Consider the following 15,404-nt stretch of genomic DNA (forward strand, 5'->3'; position numbering starts at 1 on the left):
GTGGGAAACCATGAGCGGGACATGGCTTCGTTGACCTCCCCCCGCCGTCCCGACGCGACCGAGCGGCACCGCGTCGTCCTCGAGGCGTCCGAGGCCGTCCGCGACGTCGACCGGACCGACGTCGACCCCGTCAGCTGGCCCGTGGCGGCCGTCGTCGGGGGCCTCGCCACCGCCGCGGTCGGCTGGGTGGTCGTGACCGGGCTGGTCGTCTGCGGCTGGCTGATGGGCGACGACGCCGGGCTGCCGGACGCGCTCCGGCTCGGCACCCGGCTCTGGCTCCTCGGCGGCGGCGTGCCGGTGACCGTCGGCGGGCTCGAGGTCAGCCTCGTGCCCTGGGGCCTGACCGTGGTGACCGCCGGACTGCTCTGGCGCTTCGGCGGCTACGCGGCGCGGCGGGTCGCGCCGGGCAGCCGGACGGGACCGTTCGCGGTCGCGGCCGTCGTCACCCTCGCGTACGCGGCGCCCGTGCTCGTCGCCGCCGGGCTCTTCGGCGAGCCGTGGCGCGCGCCGGGTCGCTGGGCCGTCATCGTGCTCGTCCTCCTCGTTGCCGCCTGGGCCGGGGCCGGCTCGCGTGTCGGCCGACCGGTCGGGTCGTCCTGGCCCACGCTGCTGACCGGTCTGCCGCGCGCGGTGGCCGGGGCCGTGGGCGTGCTGCTGCTGGCCGGAGCCGCCGTGCTGGTCCTCGGCCTGGTCACGGGCTGGGACCGGGTCGTCGGTCTGAACGACGCGCTCCAGGCCGGTGCCGTCGGCACCGTCCTGCTCGTCCTCGTCCAGGCGACCGTCCTGCCGAACGCCCTCGTCTGGTCCGGCTCGTACGCCCTCGGGTCCGGCTTCAGCCTGGGCAGCGGGTCCGTCGTCGCGCCCGCCGCGACCTCCGTCGGCGTCCTGCCGGGCCTGCCGCTGCTGGGCGCCCTGCCCGCCGCCGGCCCGGGCAGCACCCTTCAGCTGTGGTGGCTCGCGCTCGGTGCGGTGGCCGGGGCGCTCGCCGCCTGGCTCGTCCTGCGCGGCGGCGTCACCCGGCGCTTCGACGCCTCGACCCTGCTCGGCGGCCTGGCCGGCGTGGTCTCCGGCCTCGTCTTCACCGTCCTGGCCTGGACCACGAGCGGCGACCTCGGGGTGGAGCGCCTGACCGGGCTCGGCCCGCGCCTGGTGCCCCTGCTCGTGATGAGCACCACGACGCTCGGGCTGTCCGGGATGGTCGCCGGTGCGGTCATCGGGGTCGTCCGTCACCTCGCGCGCCCGTCGGCGGAGGCCGAGGACGGGGGAGCGGAGGAGACCGAGGTCATCGACGCGGGCGACCCGACGCAGGAGACCGAGGAGACCGAGGTCATCGCTCGGTAGGGTGGCCGCCGTGCCCGACCCCGCCCAGCGTGTCCCCGGTGACGGGGGCGGCGCCTCCCCGGCCCGGCTGGTCGTCCTCCTCTCCGGCACCGGCACCCTGCTGCAGGCCCTCCTCGACGCGAGCGCGGACCCCGCGTACGGCGCCCGGGTCGTGGCCGTCGGGTCGGACCGCGAGGGCACCGTGGGCCTCGAGCGCGCCGCGGCGGCCGGCGTCGAGACGTTCGTCCACCCGCTGGCCGGCTCCCCGGACCGCGCGGCCTGGGACGAGGGCCTGGCCGACCGGGTCGCCGCGTACGAGCCGGACCTCGTCGTCAGCGCCGGCTTCATGAAGCTCGTCGGCCCGGGCTTCCTCGCCCGCTTCGGCGGTCGCACGATCAACACCCACCCCGCCCTGCTCCCCGCGTTCCCGGGGATGCACGGCCCCCGGGACGCCCTCGCGTACGGGGTCAAGGTCACAGGTGCGACGGTGTTCCTCGTCGACGCCGGCGTCGACACCGGCGTCGTCCTCGACCAGGCCGTGGTCGACGTCCTCGACGACGACACGGTCGACTCGCTCCACGAACGGATCAAGGTCGCCGAACGCGACCTGCTGGTCTCCACCACCCACGCGCTGGTCACCCGCCCCTGGCGCGTGCTCGGCAGGAAGGTCCACTGGGACCGATGAGCTCCACCTCTGACCGCATCCCCGTCCGCCGCGCCCTCGTCTCGGTCTACGACAAGACCGGGCTGGCCGAGCTGGCCGCCGCCCTGGTCGAGGCCGGCGTCGAGATCGTCTCCACCGGCTCGACCGCGAAGACGATCGCCGCCGCGGGGCTACCCGTGACCGCGGTCGAGGACGTCACCGGCTTCCCCGAGTGCCTCGACGGCCGCGTCAAGACGCTGCATCCCAAGGTCCACGCCGGCCTGCTGGCCGACCTCCGCCTGGAGTCGCACCGCAGCCAGCTCGACGAGCTCGGCATCGCGCCCTTCCAGCTGCTGGTGAGCAACCTCTACCCGTTCACCCAGACCGTCGCCTCGGGCGCCTCGGAAGAGGAGTGCATCGAGCAGATCGACATCGGCGGGCCCGCCATGGTCCGGGCCAGCGCCAAGAACCACGCGAGCATGACCGTCCTCACCTCGCCCGACCAGTACGCCGAGCTCCTCGACGCGCTCGGTGCCGGTGGCACGACGCTCGAGCAGCGCCAGCGGCTGGCCGCAGCCGCCTTCGTGCACACCGCCTCGTACGACGTCGCCGTCGCCTCCTGGATGGGCAGCGTGCTCACCGGCCCGTCGACCGGCTCGGGGAACGGGGACTTCCCCGGCTGGGTCGGCGCCACCTGGGACCTCTCCTCGACCCTGCGCTACGGGGAGAACCCGCACCAGGCCGCGGCGCTCTACCGCTCGCCGGGCGAGGGCCGTCCGCTCGCCGGCGCGGAGCAGCTGCACGGCAAGGAGATGTCCTACAACAACTACGTCGACGCCGACGCCGCTCGGCGGGCCGCGTACGACTTCGCCGGACCGGCCGTCGCGATCATCAAGCACGCGAACCCGTGCGGCATCGCCGTGGGCGCCGACGTGGCCGAGGCGCACCGCAAGGCGCACGCCTGCGACCCGGTGTCCGCCTTCGGCGGCGTCATCGCCACGAACGTCCCCGTCAGCGTGGCCATGGCCGAGCAGGTCGCCGAGGTCTTCACCGAGGTGATCCTGGCGCCCGGGTACGAGGACGGCGCCGTCGAGGTGCTGGCGCGCAAGAAGAACATCCGCATCCTCGTCGTCGACCCGCTCGCCGACGGCGGGACCGAGTTCCGCCGGATCGACGGCGGGCTGCTGGTCCAGGAGCGCGACACGGTCGACGCCGACCACGACCAGGCGTCGGGGTGGACGCTGGCCTGCGGCGAGCCGGCCGACGCCGCGACGCTGGCCGACCTCGAGTTCGCCTGGAAGGCGTGCCGCTCGGTCAAGTCCAACGCGATCCTGCTCGCCCACGACGGCGCCTCGGTCGGGATCGGGATGGGCCAGGTCAACCGGGTCGACTCCAGCCGCCTCGCGGTGACGCGGGCGGGCGAGCGGGCCGCCGGGTCGGTGGCGGCCTCGGACGCGTTCTTCCCCTTCCCCGACGGGCTCGAGATCCTCCTCGAGGCCGGCGTCCGCGCGGTCGTCCAGCCCGGCGGGTCGGTGCGCGACGACGCGGTCGTCGAGGCCGCCCGCGCGGCCGGCGCCACCCTCTACCTGAGCGGCGCGCGGCACTTCTACCACTGAGCACGTCCCCGACCCCCGCACACGCTCGAGATCACAGAGGCAGGACGCATGACCGCAGAGACGCTGGACGGCAAGGCGCTGGCCGCCACGATCAAGGCCGAGCTCAAGGAGCGGGTGGCCGCGCTGGCCGAGCGCGGCATCGTCCCCGGGCTGGGGACCGTGCTCGTCGGCGACGACCCGGGCTCGCACTCCTACGTGCGCGGCAAGCACCGCGACTGCGCGCAGGTGGGCATCGCCTCGATCGAGGTGCAGCTCCCCGCGTCGACCAGCGCGGCCGAGCTGGAGCGCCGGATCCGCGAGCTCAACGACGACCCGGCCTGCACCGGCTTCATCGTGCAGCTGCCGCTGCCCGGCGCCCTCGACGACGGCTGGGCCCTCGAGCTCGTGGACCCGGGCAAGGACGCCGACGGCCTGCACCCGGTCAACCTCGGCCGGCTGGTGCTGGGGGAGCCCGGGCCGCTGCCCTGCACCCCGCGCGGCATCGTCGAGCTGCTGCGCCGCAACGGCATCGGGCTGAGCGGCGCGGAGGTCTGCGTCGTCGGCCGCGGCACGACGGTCGGGCGTCCGCTGGGGCTGCTGCTGACCCGCAAGAGCGAGAACGCGACGGTCACGCTGTGCCACACCGGCACGGTCGACGTGGCGGAGCACACCCGCCGGGCGGACATCGTCGTCGCCGCCGCCGGGCGGCCCGGCCTCATCACCGCCGACATGGTCAAGCCCGGCGCGGTGTGCGTCGACGTCGGCATCACGCGGACCGAGGCCGGCCTCGTCGGCGACCTCGACCCGAGCGTCCGCGAGGTCGCCTCCTGGGTGGCCCCGGTGCCCGGCGGCGTGGGCCCGATGACCCGGGCCATGCTCCTGACCAACGTCGTCGAGCGCGCCGAGGCGCTCGCCGGGGTGTGAACGCGGTGCCGCGTCAGCGGGACCCCGCGGGCGGCGGTGCGGCCCGGCCACGGCGGCAGTGGCCGCTGCTCCTGGTATCGGCGCTTGTCCTGGGCGGGGTCGTCGCGGCGCTGCTCGGCCCGGACACGTGGCGGGCGGGCTGCCTCGTCGTCGGCGGTGCGCTCGTGCTCGGGGCCGTCCTGCGCCTGGTGCTGACCACGCGGCGGGCGGGGCTGCTGCGCGTGCGGAGCAAGGCCTTCGACGTCGGCGTCATGCTCCTCGCCGGTGGGGCGATCCTCGTCCTGAGCGTCGTCGTCCCCGCCGGCCGCTAGGCCGACGGGGACGCGACGTGCTGCGGCCGTGCCGCTGCTGAGGCCTAGTTCGAGCCGCTCGCGAGGGCGACGACGGCGATGAGGCCGTAGATCACGACGAAGATGCCCCACAGCACGACGGCGATGATGCCGAGGATCCGACCGGTAGTGATGGTCGAGCGGTTGTTGTAGGCCGCCGGGTTGGCGTCGATCTCCTTGAGGGCCTTGTTGCCCGAGGTGATCGCGAAGATCCCGACCACACCGCACACGACCAGGCCGACGATGCCGAGGACGAGGACCGTCGTGCCCGACGGGTGCGGCTGAGGAGCCATCCCGTAGCCACCCTGGTAGGCGGCGCCGTAGGGAGCCGGCTGGCCGTACGGCGCCGGCTGTCCGTACGGGGCGGGCTGTCCGTAGGGGGCCGCGTCGGCGGGCTGGCCGTACTGGCCCTGGGGCTGGCCGTACTCGCCGCCCTGCGGCTGGCCGTACTCGCCCGGCTGCTGGTAGCCCTGCTGGCCGTACTCACCGCCCTGCGGCGGCCCGGACTCGGGCTGCGGCTGGCCGTACCCGCCCGGCTGGCCGTAGGCCGGGGGCTGCCCGTACTCGGAGGGCTGGCCGTACTCGGAGGGCTTCCCGTACTCCGACGGCTGGCCGTAGCCGCTCGGGCCCTGGTCGGGCGCGGGGGAGGACTCGCCCGAGGCGTGGCCCGGGTTCGTCTCGCCCGAGCTCGGCGGCTCGTACGGGTTGGACTGACCGCTGGGGCCCTGGTTCGGGTCGTTCGGCTCACTCATGGCGGACATCATTCCGTACGCACGGGTCTCGCGCGGCGTGACCGCGCGCAGGACACGAGCCGGATGTGACGTCTACGAGGCGCGGCCGGTGAGCACGACCACGACGACCACGACGGACACGACCAGTCCGACGGCGAGCCCGACCGCGCCCGTGACGAGGCCGGCCGTCGCCATCGCCCGGCCGTCGTAGCGGTCGGGGAAGGCGTCGATGTCGCGCTGCGCCTCGCGGGCCGTCAGCACCCCGAGGAGGCCGACGATGCCGCCGACCCCGCAGAGGGCGCCGAGCACGACGCCCAGGATCCCCATCAGCAGGGCCCGTGGGGCCAGCGGGTGGGGCACCCGGACGGCGTCGGCCGGGTCGGCCGGCACCGGGGTGCCCGCCGACATCAGCCCACGAGGCCGAGGGACCGGACCGCGTCGCGCTCCTCGCTGAGCTCGGCGACCGTGGCGTCGATCTTGGCCCGCGAGTAGTCGCTGACCTCGAGGTCCGGCAGGATCGTGTACTCCCCGCCCGTGGTCGTGCAGGCGAACGAGCTGACGATGCCCTCGGGCACCCCGTACGAGCCGTCGGACGGCACGGCCATGGAGACCCAGTCGCCCTCGGGTGTGCCGAGGACCCAGTCGTGCATGTGGTCGATCGTCGCCTTCGCCGCGCTGGCCGCGGAGCTCGCCCCGCGCGCCTCGATGATGGCGGCGCCGCGCTTCTGGACCGTCGGCAGGAAGTCGTTCTCGAGCCAGGCGGTGTCGTCGATGACGCTCGACGCCTGCTCGCCGCGGATCCGGGCGTTGAAGATGTCCGGGTACTGCGTGGCCGAGTGGTTGCCCCAGATGGTCACGTGGCTGACGTCGGCGACCGGGACACCCGCCTTGATGGCCAGCTGGCCGGCGGCGCGGTTGTGGTCGAGCCGGGTCAGGGCGTTGAAGCGCTCCGCGGGGATGTCCGGCGCGTTGCTCAGGGCGATGAGCGCGTTGGTGTTGGCCGGGTTGCCGGTGATCAGCACCTTGACGTCGTCGGCGGCGTGGTCGTTGAGCGCACGGCCCTGCGGCTTGAAGATGGCGCCGTTCGCCTCGAGCAGGTCGCCGCGCTCCATGCCCTTGCTGCGGGGCCGGGCGCCGACGAGGAAGGCGAGGTTGACGCCGTCGAAGACCTGGTTGGGGTCGTCGCCGATCACCACGGACTCGAGCAGCGGGTAGGCGCAGTCGTCGAGCTCCATCACGACGCCCTCGAGCGCCTTGAGGGCCGGCGTGATCTCGAGCAGGCGCAGCTGGACGGGCTGGTCCGGGCCGAGCAGCTCCCCGCTCGCGATCCGGAACAGCAGGCTGTAGCAGATCTGCCCCGCGCCTCCGGTGACGGCGATCTTGACGGGCTGCTGGACGGATGTGCTCACGGGTCTCCCTCGGTCGGTGCCGGCGCCCCGGGGCGCCGTTAACCTGACCGACGCTAGTCGACGTGACGAGCCGTGCGGAGGTCAGGTGGCGGTCCGGATCAGGGCGGACGAGGCGGCGGCCTTCGTCCGGAGCCGGCTGGCGGGGCGGAGCGAGACCCGCTGGGTGGGGATCGACGGCCTCGGCGCGTCCGGCAAGACGACGCTTGCGGCGACGGTGGCCGCGGCCCTGCCGGGATCCGTCGTGGTGCACGTCGACGACTTCGCGCGGCCCTCGGTGGAGACGTGGGAGCGGGACCGGTTCGTGGCCCAGGTCCTGGAACCGCTGGCGGTCGGGCGGCCCGCGCGCTACGAGCGCTGGGACTGGGCCTCCGACGCGTCTCTCGGCTGGGTCGACGTCGCCCCCGGCCTCCCGGTCGTGGTCGAGGGCGTGTCGAGCACCGACGTGCGCCTCGGGGTTCCCTGGGACGTGACCCTGTGGGTGGACGCCCCGGACGAGGTCCGCCTCGCTCGCGCGCTGGCGCGTGACGGCGAGGCGATGCGGGAGCAGTGGGTCGAGCGGTGGAGGCCGGCGGAGGAGGCGTACGAGGCCGCGCAGCGCCCGCAGGAGCGCGTCGACGCCGTGGTCGTCGACGACTTCCTCCGGTTTTCTGCCTCTCGTTGAGGTCTCTGCGGGACTGCGCGCTCAGACATGGCCACGAGGGTCAGAAATCCGGCGGACGGCCGTCAGCCCTCGCTGGCGTCAGCCTCACGCGCGCGCTTGCGCCGCTTGCCCTCGTGCATCGCGGCGACGCGGGCGACGGGGATCGTGTGGCCCTCGGCGACCAGGTCGGCCGGGAGCGTCTGCGGCGCGGGGAGCCGTTCGGCCCAGCTCGGGCGCGACCCGAGCAGCCCGGGCACCGTCCGCACGGTGAAGTCGGCGGGGGTGACGTCGTCGAGCTCGTCCCAGCCCAGCGGGAACGAGACCGTCGTGCCGGGTCGGACGCGCGGGCTGTAGACGGCGGCCAGCGTCCCGCCGCCGGCCCGGGTGGGGTCGAGGAAGACCTTCCCCGCGCGGTCCTCCTTGAGATAGGCGGTGGTCGTGAGCGTCGGGTCGATCCGTTCCGCCCGGACGGCCAGCGCGCGCGTGGCCGCGGCCGCGTCGCCCGTCGTCCCCGGGACGAGCGGCACCACGACGTGCACGCCCTTCGAGCCGCTGGTCTTGACCGCTCCGGCCAGCCCGGCCTCGTCGAGCGCCTGACGCACCACCCGCGCCGCCGCCACGACGACGTCGAAGCCGCTGCCCTCGGGCGGGTCGAGGTCCAGCACCAGGGCGGTGGGCCGGTCCGGCTCGCCCAGCCGGTAGAGCGGGACGTGGTACTCCACGGCCCGCTGGTTCCCGAACCACACGAGCGTCGTGACGTCCTCGGCCACGGCGTAGACGACCTCGCGGTGCGACGCCTCCGACCACTGCGGCACCCGCCGGACCGACTCCGGGGCGTACGCGGGCAGGTTCTTCTGCATGAAGGGCGGCTGGCCCGGCCGCACCCGGACCACCGAGAGCGGCCGGTCCGCCAGCTCCGGCAGCATCACCGGCGCGACCGCCTCGAGGTGGTCGAGGAGGTCGCGCTTGGTGGCGTCGGCGCCGGCGAACAGCGCGTCGTCGAGGGAGCTCAGCGAGATCCCGTGACGCTGCTCGCCGGCCACCGGTCTGCCCTGCGCCCTAGGCGTTGAGGTCGGTCAGGACCCCGTTCAGCGTGGCCGACGGGGTCATGACCTCACGGACCTTTGTGACGTCGGGACGGTAGTAGCCGCCGATGTCGACCGGGTGGCCCTGCACCGCGGCAAGCTCGCCGACGATCGTCTCCTCGCCCTCGGCCAGCCGCCGGGCGGTGTCCTTCATCGCCGCCGCCAGCTCGGGGTCGTCGCTCTGCGCGGCGAGCTCCTCGGCCCAGTAGCGGGCGAGGTAGTAGTGGCTGCCGCGGTTGTCGATGGTGCCGAGCCGACGACCGGGGGAGCGGTTCTCGTTGAGGAACGTCCCCGTCGCGCGGTCGAGGGTGTCGGCGAGGACCTGCGCCCGGGCGTTGCCGGTCGTCTGCGCGAGGTGCTCGAGGCTGACCGCCAACGCCAGGAACTCGCCCAGGCTGTCCCAGCGCAGGTAGTCCTCGCGGACCAGCTGCTGCACGTGCTTGGGCGCGGAGCCGCCGGCCCCGGTCTCGAAGAGCCCGCCGCCGTTGATCAGCGGGACGACCGAGAGCATCTTGGCCGACGTCCCCAGCTCGAGGATCGGGAACAGGTCGGTGAGGTAGTCGCGCAGCACGTTCCCGGTGACCGAGATCGTGTCCTCGCCGCGGCGGATCCGTTCCAGCGAGAACGCGGTCGCCTCCACCGGCGGCAGGATCGAGATCTCGAGGCCGTCGGTGTCGTGGTCGGCCAGGTAGATGTGCACGAGGCGGATCAGGTTCGCGTCGTGCGCCCGGCCCTCGTCGAGCCAGAAGACCGTCGGCTTGCCGGTCGCCCGCGCGCGGGTCACGGCGAGCTTGACCCAGTCGCGGATGGCGACGTCCTTGGTCTGGCACATGCGCCAGACGTCCCCGGTCTCGACGGGCGTCTGCAGGACGACGGAACCGTCCTCGGCCACCACCCGGACGGTGCCGGGCCGGTCGACCTCGAACGTCTTGTCGTGGCTGCCGTACTCCTCGGCGGCCTGCGCCATCAGCCCGACGTTGGGCACGGAGCCCATCGTCGTGACGTCGTACGCGCCGTGCGCCCGGCAGTCGTCGATGACGACCTGGTAGATGCCGGCGTACGAGGAGTCCGGGATGACCGCGAGGGTGTCGGCCTCCGCGCCGTCCGGGCCCCACATGTGCCCGCCGATGCGGATCATGGCCGGCATGGAGGCGTCGACGATGACGTCGCTCGGGACGTGCAGGTTGGTGATGCCGCGGTCGGAGTCGACCATCGCCAGCGGCGGGCCGGCGGCCAGGCCGGCGTCGATCGCGGCGCGGATCTCGGCGCCCTGGGGCAGCGCGTCGAGCCCGGCCAGGATCGCGCCGAGGCCGTTGTTGCCGTTGAGCCCGGCAGGGAGGAGGACGTCGCCGTACGCGGCGAAGACGTCGGGCAGGAACGCGCGGACCACGTGGCCGAAGATGATCGGGTCCGAGACCTTCATCATCGTGGCCTTGAGGTGCACCGAGAACAGCACGCCCTCGGCGCGGGCGCGGGCGATCTGCTCGGCCAGGAAGGCGTCGAGCGCGGCGACGTGCATCGCGGTGGCGTCGACGACCTCGCCGGCCCGGACCGCCACCTTGTCCTTGAGGACCGTGGTGGTGCCGTCCTCGCCCACGAGCTCGATCCGCAGGGAGCCGGCCTCGTCGATCACGGCGGAGGTCTCGCTCGAGCGGAAGTCGTCCGCGGCCATGTGCGCGACGTTGGTCTTGCTGGTGGAGGACCAGGCGCCCATCGAGTGCGGGTGCGAGCGGGCGTACTGCTTCACCGAGGCGGGGGCGCGCCGGTCGCTGTTGCCCTCGCGGAGGACGGGGTTGACCGCGCTGCCCATGACCTTGCCGTAGCGGGCGCGGACGTCGCGCTCCTCGTCGGTCGAGGGGGAGTCGGGGTAGTCGGGGAGCGCGAAGCCCTGCGACTGCAGCTCGGCGACCGCGGCCTTGAGCTGGGGGACGGAGGCGGAGACGTTCGGGAGCTTGATGATGTTGGCCTGCGGCGTCTGCGCCAGTCGGCCGAGCTCGCCCAGTGCGTCCGGCAGCTGCTGCTCGGGCGGCAGCCGGTCCGCGAACTGGGCGATGATGCGGCCCGAGAGGGAGATGTCCCGCGTCTCGACCTCCACCCCCGCCTGGGCCGTGAAGGCCTGGATGACGGGCAGCAGGGAGTAGGTCGCCAGCATCGGCGCCTCGTCGGTGTGGGTGTAGATGATCGTCGCGTCGCTCACCCCAAGAACCTATCGCGCGCGTCTGCGCGCACCCCACACCCCCGCAAACCCGCGCGAGCGGTAGGTTGCCGCGCGATCTACCGCAGTAGATGCACCGCAACCTACCGCTCGCGGGCAGGTCAGACGGGTGGGACGAGCTGGGTCACATGGTGGCGGCGCGGCCGATCTGGACGACCTTCCAGCCGGCGTTGCGCCAGGTGGGGGCGTGCAGCTTGAGGCGGCCGTCGATGATGATCTGGGCCTTGACCAGGTGCGACAGCTTCTCCGGGTCGAGCTGGCGGAACTCGGGCCACTCGGTCAGGTGCAGGACCATCTCGGCGCCGAGCATGGCCTGCTCGACGCTGGCGACCTGGGTGAAGCCCTCGCGGGGAGGGAGCCGGGCCTCGGGGTCGTAGATCCGGACGTCGGCACCGGCCTCGTGGAGGCGGTCGGCGACGGTCAGGGCGGGGGAGTTGCGGGTGTCGTCGGTGCCCGGCTTGAAGGCGGCGCCGAGGACGGCGATGCGCTTGCCGGCGACGTCGCCGCCGGCCTGCTCGATCGCGAGGTCGGCGATCTCGTTGCGCTGGCCGGTGTTGATCGCCTCGACCGCGTGGATGAACTCGCTCAGCACGTTGACGCCGAGCTCCTCGGCGCGGACGGCGAGGGCGGCGATGTCCTTGGGCAGGCAACCGCCGCCGAAGCCGAGGCCGGCGTTGAGGAACTCGCGGCCGATGCGCTTGTCGAAGCCGATCGCGTCGGCCAGCAGGACGACGTCACCGCCCGCGGCCTGGCACATCTGCGCCATCGCGTTGATGAAGCTGATCTTGGTGGCGAGGAACGAGTTGGCCGCGACCTTGATCAGCTCGGCGGTCGCGATGTCGCAGCGGACGACCGGGGTCCGGTCGCTGAGCGGCAGGGCGTAGATCTCGGCGAGCACGTCGAGCGCGTGCTGGGAGTGGGTGCCGAAGACCAGCCGGTCGGGATGCAGGGTGTCCTCGACCGCGTACGCCTCGCGCAGGAACTCGGGGTTCCAGGCGACCTCGACGGCGTCGCCGGCGGGGGCGAGCTCGCGGATGCGGGCCTCGAGCTGCATCGCGGTGCCGACCGGGACCGTGGACTTGCCCACGACGAGGCAGGGCTCGGTCAGCAGCGGCGCGAGGCTCTCGATCGCCGAGTAGAGCTGGCGGAGGTCGGCCTTGCCGTTCGGCTGGGACGGGGTGCCGAGGGCGAGGAAGTGGACGTCGGCCCAGTCCGCGATCTCGGTGTAGTCGGTGGTGAAGCGGAGGCGGCCGGTGGAGGTGTGCTTCTCCAGCAGCGGCTCGAGGCCCACCTCGAAGATGTGGGACTGGCCGGCGTTGAGGATCTTGACCTTGTCCTCATCGATGTCGATGCCGACCACCTGGTGGCCGAACTCGGCCATGCCGGCGGCGTGCGTGGCTCCCAGGTAGCTGGTGCCGATGACGCTGACGCGAAGAGTCATGGCGGCATCTTGGCATGCTTAGTACGCCAGAGGGTATTTCCTCAGGCCCCCTCGCGCGGGTGAATGATGTCACCCGGCTCAAGTGGCACCGTTGCCGCCCCCTGTGGTAGCGACTTCACGACGGACCGTGCCGGACGTTCCCGGCGCGCCTGGCCGGTGGTCGATATCCTCGTCGTCCGCCTCCGAAGGAGCACCTGAGTCCCCCGTGGACCATCCGCGATGAACCCCACGCTCGTCAACGCCCTCGTCGTCCTCCTCCTGATCCTGATCAGCGGGGTCTTCGTCGCCGCCGAGATGTCCCTCGTCTCGCTGCGCGACAGCCAGATCAAGCAGATGGCCCACCGGGGCCGCCGTGGCAAGGCCGTCGCCCGGCTGAACGAGAACCCGAACCGGTTCCTGTCCGCCGTGCAGATCGGCGTCACGCTGACCGGCTTCCTGAGCGCGGCCTTCGGCGGGGCGACGCTCGAGGCCGCGGTCTCGCCGCTCCTGATCCGCTGGTTCGGCTGGAGCGAGCAGGTCTCCTCGACGGTGGCGCTGATCGTCATCACGGTGCTCATCGCCTACGTCTCGATCGTGCTCGGGGAGCTGACGGCCAAGCGGCTGGCCCTGCAGAGCACCGAGGCGTACGCGATGGCGCTCGCCCCGATCGTCGACCTGGTGGCCCGGGTGCTCCGGCCGGTCATCTGGCTGCTGGGCGTGTCCACGAACTTCCTGGTGAAGCTGCTCGGCGGCGACCCCGGGGCGGGCCGCGAGGAGGTCAGCGACGAGGAGATCCGGGCGCTGGTCAGCGGCTCGAGCACCCTGGGCGCGGAGGAGCGCCGGATCGTGGACGACGTCTTCGACGCCGGGGAGCGCAGCCTGCGCGAGGTGATGCTGCCGCGCACCGAGGTCGACTTCATCTCCGGCGACATGCCGGCGCACAAGGCCGTCCGGGAGCTGCTCCGCTCCCCGCACTCGCGCTACCCCGTGACGGGGGAGTCGGCTGACGACGTCCTCGGCTTCGTCCACGTGCGCGACCTACTCGACCCCGAGGTCAGCACCCGCAACACCCGCGTGTCCGACCTCGCCCGCCCGGTGCTGCGGATGCCCGACACGGTGCGCGTCCTGCACGCCCTGTCGGAGATGCGGCGCGACCGCTCGCACCTGGCGATCGTGGTCGACGAGTACGGCGGCACCGCCGGCATCGTGACGATGGAGGACCTCGTCGAGGAGCTCGTCGGGGACATCAGCGACGAGTACGACGTCGTCGTGCCGGAGCGTCCCGGCGTGCGCGGCAACCTCACCGTCGACGGCCTGACGACGCTCGAGGACTTCGCCGACCTGACCGGTCTCGAGCTGGCCGAGGGGCCGTACGACACGGTCGCCGGCTTCTTCATGGCCCAGCTCGGCCAGCTGCCCGCCCTCGGTGATTCGGCCGTCGCCGACGGGCGCCCGGTCGGGGACGAGGAGGCCGACCCGGTCAGCCTCTCCCTGCGCGTGAGCGAGCTCGACGGCCGCCGCGCCTCCGCGTTCGTCGTCCACCGCGTCGACGGCAGCGAGCTCACCCCGCCCCCCGAGTAGCCCGCGCCCCGAGTTCGCCGCGCTCCGGGTCCGTCGCCCTTGTCCTCGGGTCCGGTCTCAGGAGTTTCACGTTCACGTGAAACTCTGCTGCTCAGCACGGCAGATCTGGTGCGCAAAGCAGGAGTTTTTCACGTAAACGTGAAACTCCTGGGGCTCGTGGGATGAGCGGCGGGGCGAGCGGGACGGGCGGTCAGAGCTCGATCGCGGGGCTGAGGACCGTACGGCCGGGCGGGTGCAGGGCGAACTTCGCCAGGCCCTTCGGCACCGACTCCAGCACGAACCGACCGTCCTCGTCCGCGTCGACCTCGAGCGTGGCGCCGTCGAGCAGCAGCTCGACCCGCATCGCGGCGCCCGGCGCGATCCATCCGTCGACACGGACCGTGCCGTCGGGGGCGTCGGTCAGCGTGACCATCGTGTCGAGCGTCTCGCTCGTGAAGGTGACCGTCCGGACGGACTCCGTCTCGCCGGCCCGTGAGCCCGAGGGGGCCAGGTCGACGAGCGTCAGCGTCGCGACCTCGGTCTCCAGCGCGTCCAGCGTCAGCGCGAACTCGATCCGGTCGACCAGCCCGTCGGGCACCGGGTCGTGCTGCTGCCACAGGGCGCCGAGCCGTTCGAGCAGGGCGACGTCCTCGGCCGAGACCGGTTCCGCGGCGGCCGCCAGCTCCTCCGGGGTGGCGCCGCCCCCGGGGGTGGACGCGTTCACGCGGCACCCCACTGCGGGTCGGCCGCGAGCGCGAGCCGCAGCTTGGCCAGGCACCGGCCGCGCGTCGGCCCGATGCTGCCCACCGGCATCCCGAGGGCGCGCGCGATCTGGGCGTAGTCCGGCTTCGTCGCGAAGGCGATGACGCGGAGCAGGGTCTGGCAGCGTTCCGGGAGCTGCTGGACGTGGCGCCAGAGGACGTCGTCGGCCTCGGCCCCGGCCACCTGCTCGCCGACCTCGGGCGCGCCGTCGGTCTCGCTCGCCCGCGTGGTCTCGACGTCCTCGGGCCGCACCTTGTCCTGGCCACGCGAGACCCGCCACGCCTCCCGCTTGGCCGAGACCACCAGCCACTGCAGGACCGCGTTCGGCTCGAGGATCGTGTCGCCGTGGCGCACCAGGCTCAGCCAGACCGTCTGCAGCACGTCCTCGGCGGCCGCGGCGTCCAGACGGGTCGCGCGCACGGTGTGCCACAGCAGCGGCGTCAGGGTCCGGACCAGGTCGCCCATCGCCGAGCCGTCGCCGGCCCGGTAGGCGGCGAACATCCGGCCGGCCCGTACGGCGAGGCTGTCCTCGACCGCACCGCCGGTCACCACGACCACGTCCGCACGACAGCCTCCAGCCTTGCGGCTCACGGGCTCCTCGAGCCCGACGGCCCCGACCTGTCCTGATTCATACCGCAGCAGAGGCGCGAGCAACAGTCCCTGATACGTGCCTTCTGTCTCCGCTCCGCTCCGACGCGGCCCAGGCTCTGACCCGATGCCTTCCTCGTCGATCGTGACGACGGAAGAACGTGTCGTCACGCTCTCCTCGTC

At 73.2% G+C, this 15,404-nt stretch carries 15 protein-coding genes; 7 read left to right on the forward strand and 8 right to left on the reverse strand.

What is annotated here, in order from left to right; all coding sequences use genetic code 11:
• The first annotated feature begins 21 nt into the window (after positions 1-21).
• Genes FHX39_RS02870 through FHX39_RS20900 form a run of 5 tightly spaced genes read left to right on the forward strand, consistent with a single transcriptional unit; the run spans position 22 to position 4,793 of the window.
• Complete coding sequence (locus FHX39_RS02870; RefSeq protein WP_183336649.1) at positions 22-1,341, forward strand: cell division protein PerM; 1,320 nt, start codon at positions 22-24, stop codon at positions 1,339-1,341.
• 10 nt (positions 1,342-1,351) lie between these two features.
• Entirely contained in the window at positions 1,352-2,005 is a 654-nt protein-coding gene (purN, locus tag FHX39_RS02875) for a phosphoribosylglycinamide formyltransferase (protein WP_183336650.1), read from the forward strand.
• The gene (gene purH, locus FHX39_RS02880; protein WP_183336651.1) at positions 2,002-3,579 is read left to right on the forward strand and encodes a bifunctional phosphoribosylaminoimidazolecarboxamide formyltransferase/IMP cyclohydrolase; all 1,578 of its coding nucleotides are present in this window, start codon (positions 2,002-2,004) and stop codon (positions 3,577-3,579) included. The genes purN and purH overlap by 4 nt, the downstream gene beginning before the upstream one ends.
• A 48-nt stretch (positions 3,580-3,627) precedes the next feature.
• Entirely contained in the window at positions 3,628-4,482 is an 855-nt protein-coding gene (locus FHX39_RS02885; protein ID WP_183336652.1) for a bifunctional methylenetetrahydrofolate dehydrogenase/methenyltetrahydrofolate cyclohydrolase, read from the forward strand.
• Positions 4,479-4,793, forward strand: a complete 315-nt coding sequence (locus FHX39_RS20900; RefSeq protein WP_198423239.1) for a DUF3017 domain-containing protein — start codon at positions 4,479-4,481, stop codon at positions 4,791-4,793. Before FHX39_RS02885 ends, FHX39_RS20900 begins: the two co-directional genes overlap by 4 nt.
• A 44-nt stretch (positions 4,794-4,837) precedes the next feature.
• Here FHX39_RS20900 and FHX39_RS21640 read toward each other — a convergent pair whose 3' ends face one another.
• The 3 genes from FHX39_RS21640 to FHX39_RS02905 form a co-directional block, all read right to left on the reverse strand.
• The gene (locus FHX39_RS21640; protein ID WP_198423240.1) at positions 4,838-5,563 is read right to left on the reverse strand and encodes a hypothetical protein; all 726 of its coding nucleotides are present in this window, start codon (positions 5,561-5,563) and stop codon (positions 4,838-4,840) included.
• A 72-nt stretch (positions 5,564-5,635) separates the two neighbouring features.
• Positions 5,636-5,950, reverse strand: coding sequence for a hypothetical protein (locus FHX39_RS02900; protein ID WP_183336654.1), 315 nt, complete (start codon positions 5,948-5,950; stop codon positions 5,636-5,638).
• Positions 5,950-6,951 (reverse strand): malate dehydrogenase, encoded by a 1,002-nt coding sequence (locus tag FHX39_RS02905; protein ID WP_183336656.1) that lies wholly within the window; start codon positions 6,949-6,951, stop codon positions 5,950-5,952. The genes FHX39_RS02900 and FHX39_RS02905 overlap by 1 nt, the downstream gene beginning before the upstream one ends.
• An 85-nt stretch (positions 6,952-7,036) precedes the next feature.
• Between FHX39_RS02905 and FHX39_RS02910 the strand changes: the two genes are divergently transcribed.
• Positions 7,037-7,612 carry a uridine kinase family protein gene (locus tag FHX39_RS02910; protein ID WP_183336658.1) on the forward strand — a complete coding sequence of 192 codons (576 nt, stop codon included), beginning with the start codon at positions 7,037-7,039 and terminating at the stop codon, positions 7,610-7,612.
• Positions 7,613-7,674: 62 nt separating this feature from the next.
• Here the strand turns inward: FHX39_RS02910 and FHX39_RS02915 are convergent, their stop codons facing one another.
• The 3 genes from FHX39_RS02915 to FHX39_RS02925 all read right to left on the reverse strand — a co-directional run bounded on the left by FHX39_RS02915 (position 7,675) and on the right by FHX39_RS02925 (position 12,332).
• Complete coding sequence (locus FHX39_RS02915) at positions 7,675-8,634, reverse strand: DNA polymerase domain-containing protein (RefSeq protein WP_183336660.1); 960 nt, start codon at positions 8,632-8,634, stop codon at positions 7,675-7,677.
• 16 nt (positions 8,635-8,650) lie between these two features.
• On the reverse strand, positions 8,651-10,873 hold the full coding sequence (locus FHX39_RS02920; RefSeq protein ID WP_183336662.1) for an NADP-dependent isocitrate dehydrogenase: 2,223 nt from the start codon (positions 10,871-10,873) through the stop codon (positions 8,651-8,653).
• A 142-nt stretch (positions 10,874-11,015) separates the two neighbouring features.
• Complete coding sequence (locus FHX39_RS02925) at positions 11,016-12,332, reverse strand: UDP-glucose dehydrogenase family protein (RefSeq protein WP_183336664.1); 1,317 nt, start codon at positions 12,330-12,332, stop codon at positions 11,016-11,018.
• Between the two features lie 219 nt (positions 12,333-12,551).
• Between FHX39_RS02925 and FHX39_RS02930 the strand changes: the two genes are divergently transcribed.
• Positions 12,552-13,892 carry a hemolysin family protein gene (locus FHX39_RS02930; protein ID WP_183336666.1) on the forward strand — a complete coding sequence of 447 codons (1,341 nt, stop codon included), beginning with the start codon at positions 12,552-12,554 and terminating at the stop codon, positions 13,890-13,892.
• Between the two features lie 190 nt (positions 13,893-14,082).
• Here FHX39_RS02930 and FHX39_RS02935 read toward each other — a convergent pair whose 3' ends face one another.
• Together FHX39_RS02935 and FHX39_RS02940 are read right to left on the reverse strand one after the other, a co-directional pair.
• Positions 14,083-14,595 (reverse strand): hypothetical protein, encoded by a 513-nt coding sequence (locus FHX39_RS02935; RefSeq protein ID WP_183336667.1) that lies wholly within the window; start codon positions 14,593-14,595, stop codon positions 14,083-14,085.
• Positions 14,592-15,191: an RNA polymerase sigma factor gene (locus FHX39_RS02940; RefSeq protein ID WP_332836641.1), complete on the reverse strand. Its 600-nt coding sequence runs from the start codon at positions 15,189-15,191 to the stop codon at positions 14,592-14,594. Before FHX39_RS02940 ends, FHX39_RS02935 begins: the two co-directional genes overlap by 4 nt.
• Positions 15,192-15,404 lie beyond the last annotated feature (213 nt).

The sequence above is a fragment of the Microlunatus antarcticus genome, from assembly GCF_014193425.1.
In the GTDB taxonomy this organism is placed as follows: Bacteria; Actinomycetota; Actinomycetes; order Propionibacteriales; family Propionibacteriaceae; genus Microlunatus; species Microlunatus antarcticus.

Excerpts from the sequence above, each read along its gene's own strand:
- FHX39_RS02930 (WP_183336666.1), top strand. The coding sequence starts at position 12,552 with ATGAACCCCACGCTCGTCAACGCCCTCGTCGTCCTCCTCCTGATCCTG.
- FHX39_RS21640 (WP_198423240.1), bottom strand. The coding sequence starts at position 5,563 with ATGAGTGAGCCGAACGACCCGAACCAGGGCCCCAGCGGTCAGTCCAAC.
- FHX39_RS02885 (WP_183336652.1), top strand. The coding sequence starts at position 3,628 with ATGACCGCAGAGACGCTGGACGGCAAGGCGCTGGCCGCCACGATCAAG.
- FHX39_RS02870 (WP_183336649.1), top strand. The coding sequence starts at position 22 with ATGGCTTCGTTGACCTCCCCCCGCCGTCCCGACGCGACCGAGCGGCAC.
- FHX39_RS02900 (WP_183336654.1), bottom strand. The coding sequence starts at position 5,950 with ATGTCGGCGGGCACCCCGGTGCCGGCCGACCCGGCCGACGCCGTCCGG.
- FHX39_RS02925 (WP_183336664.1), bottom strand. The coding sequence starts at position 12,332 with ATGACTCTTCGCGTCAGCGTCATCGGCACCAGCTACCTGGGAGCCACG.
- purH (WP_183336651.1), top strand. The coding sequence starts at position 2,002 with ATGAGCTCCACCTCTGACCGCATCCCCGTCCGCCGCGCCCTCGTCTCG.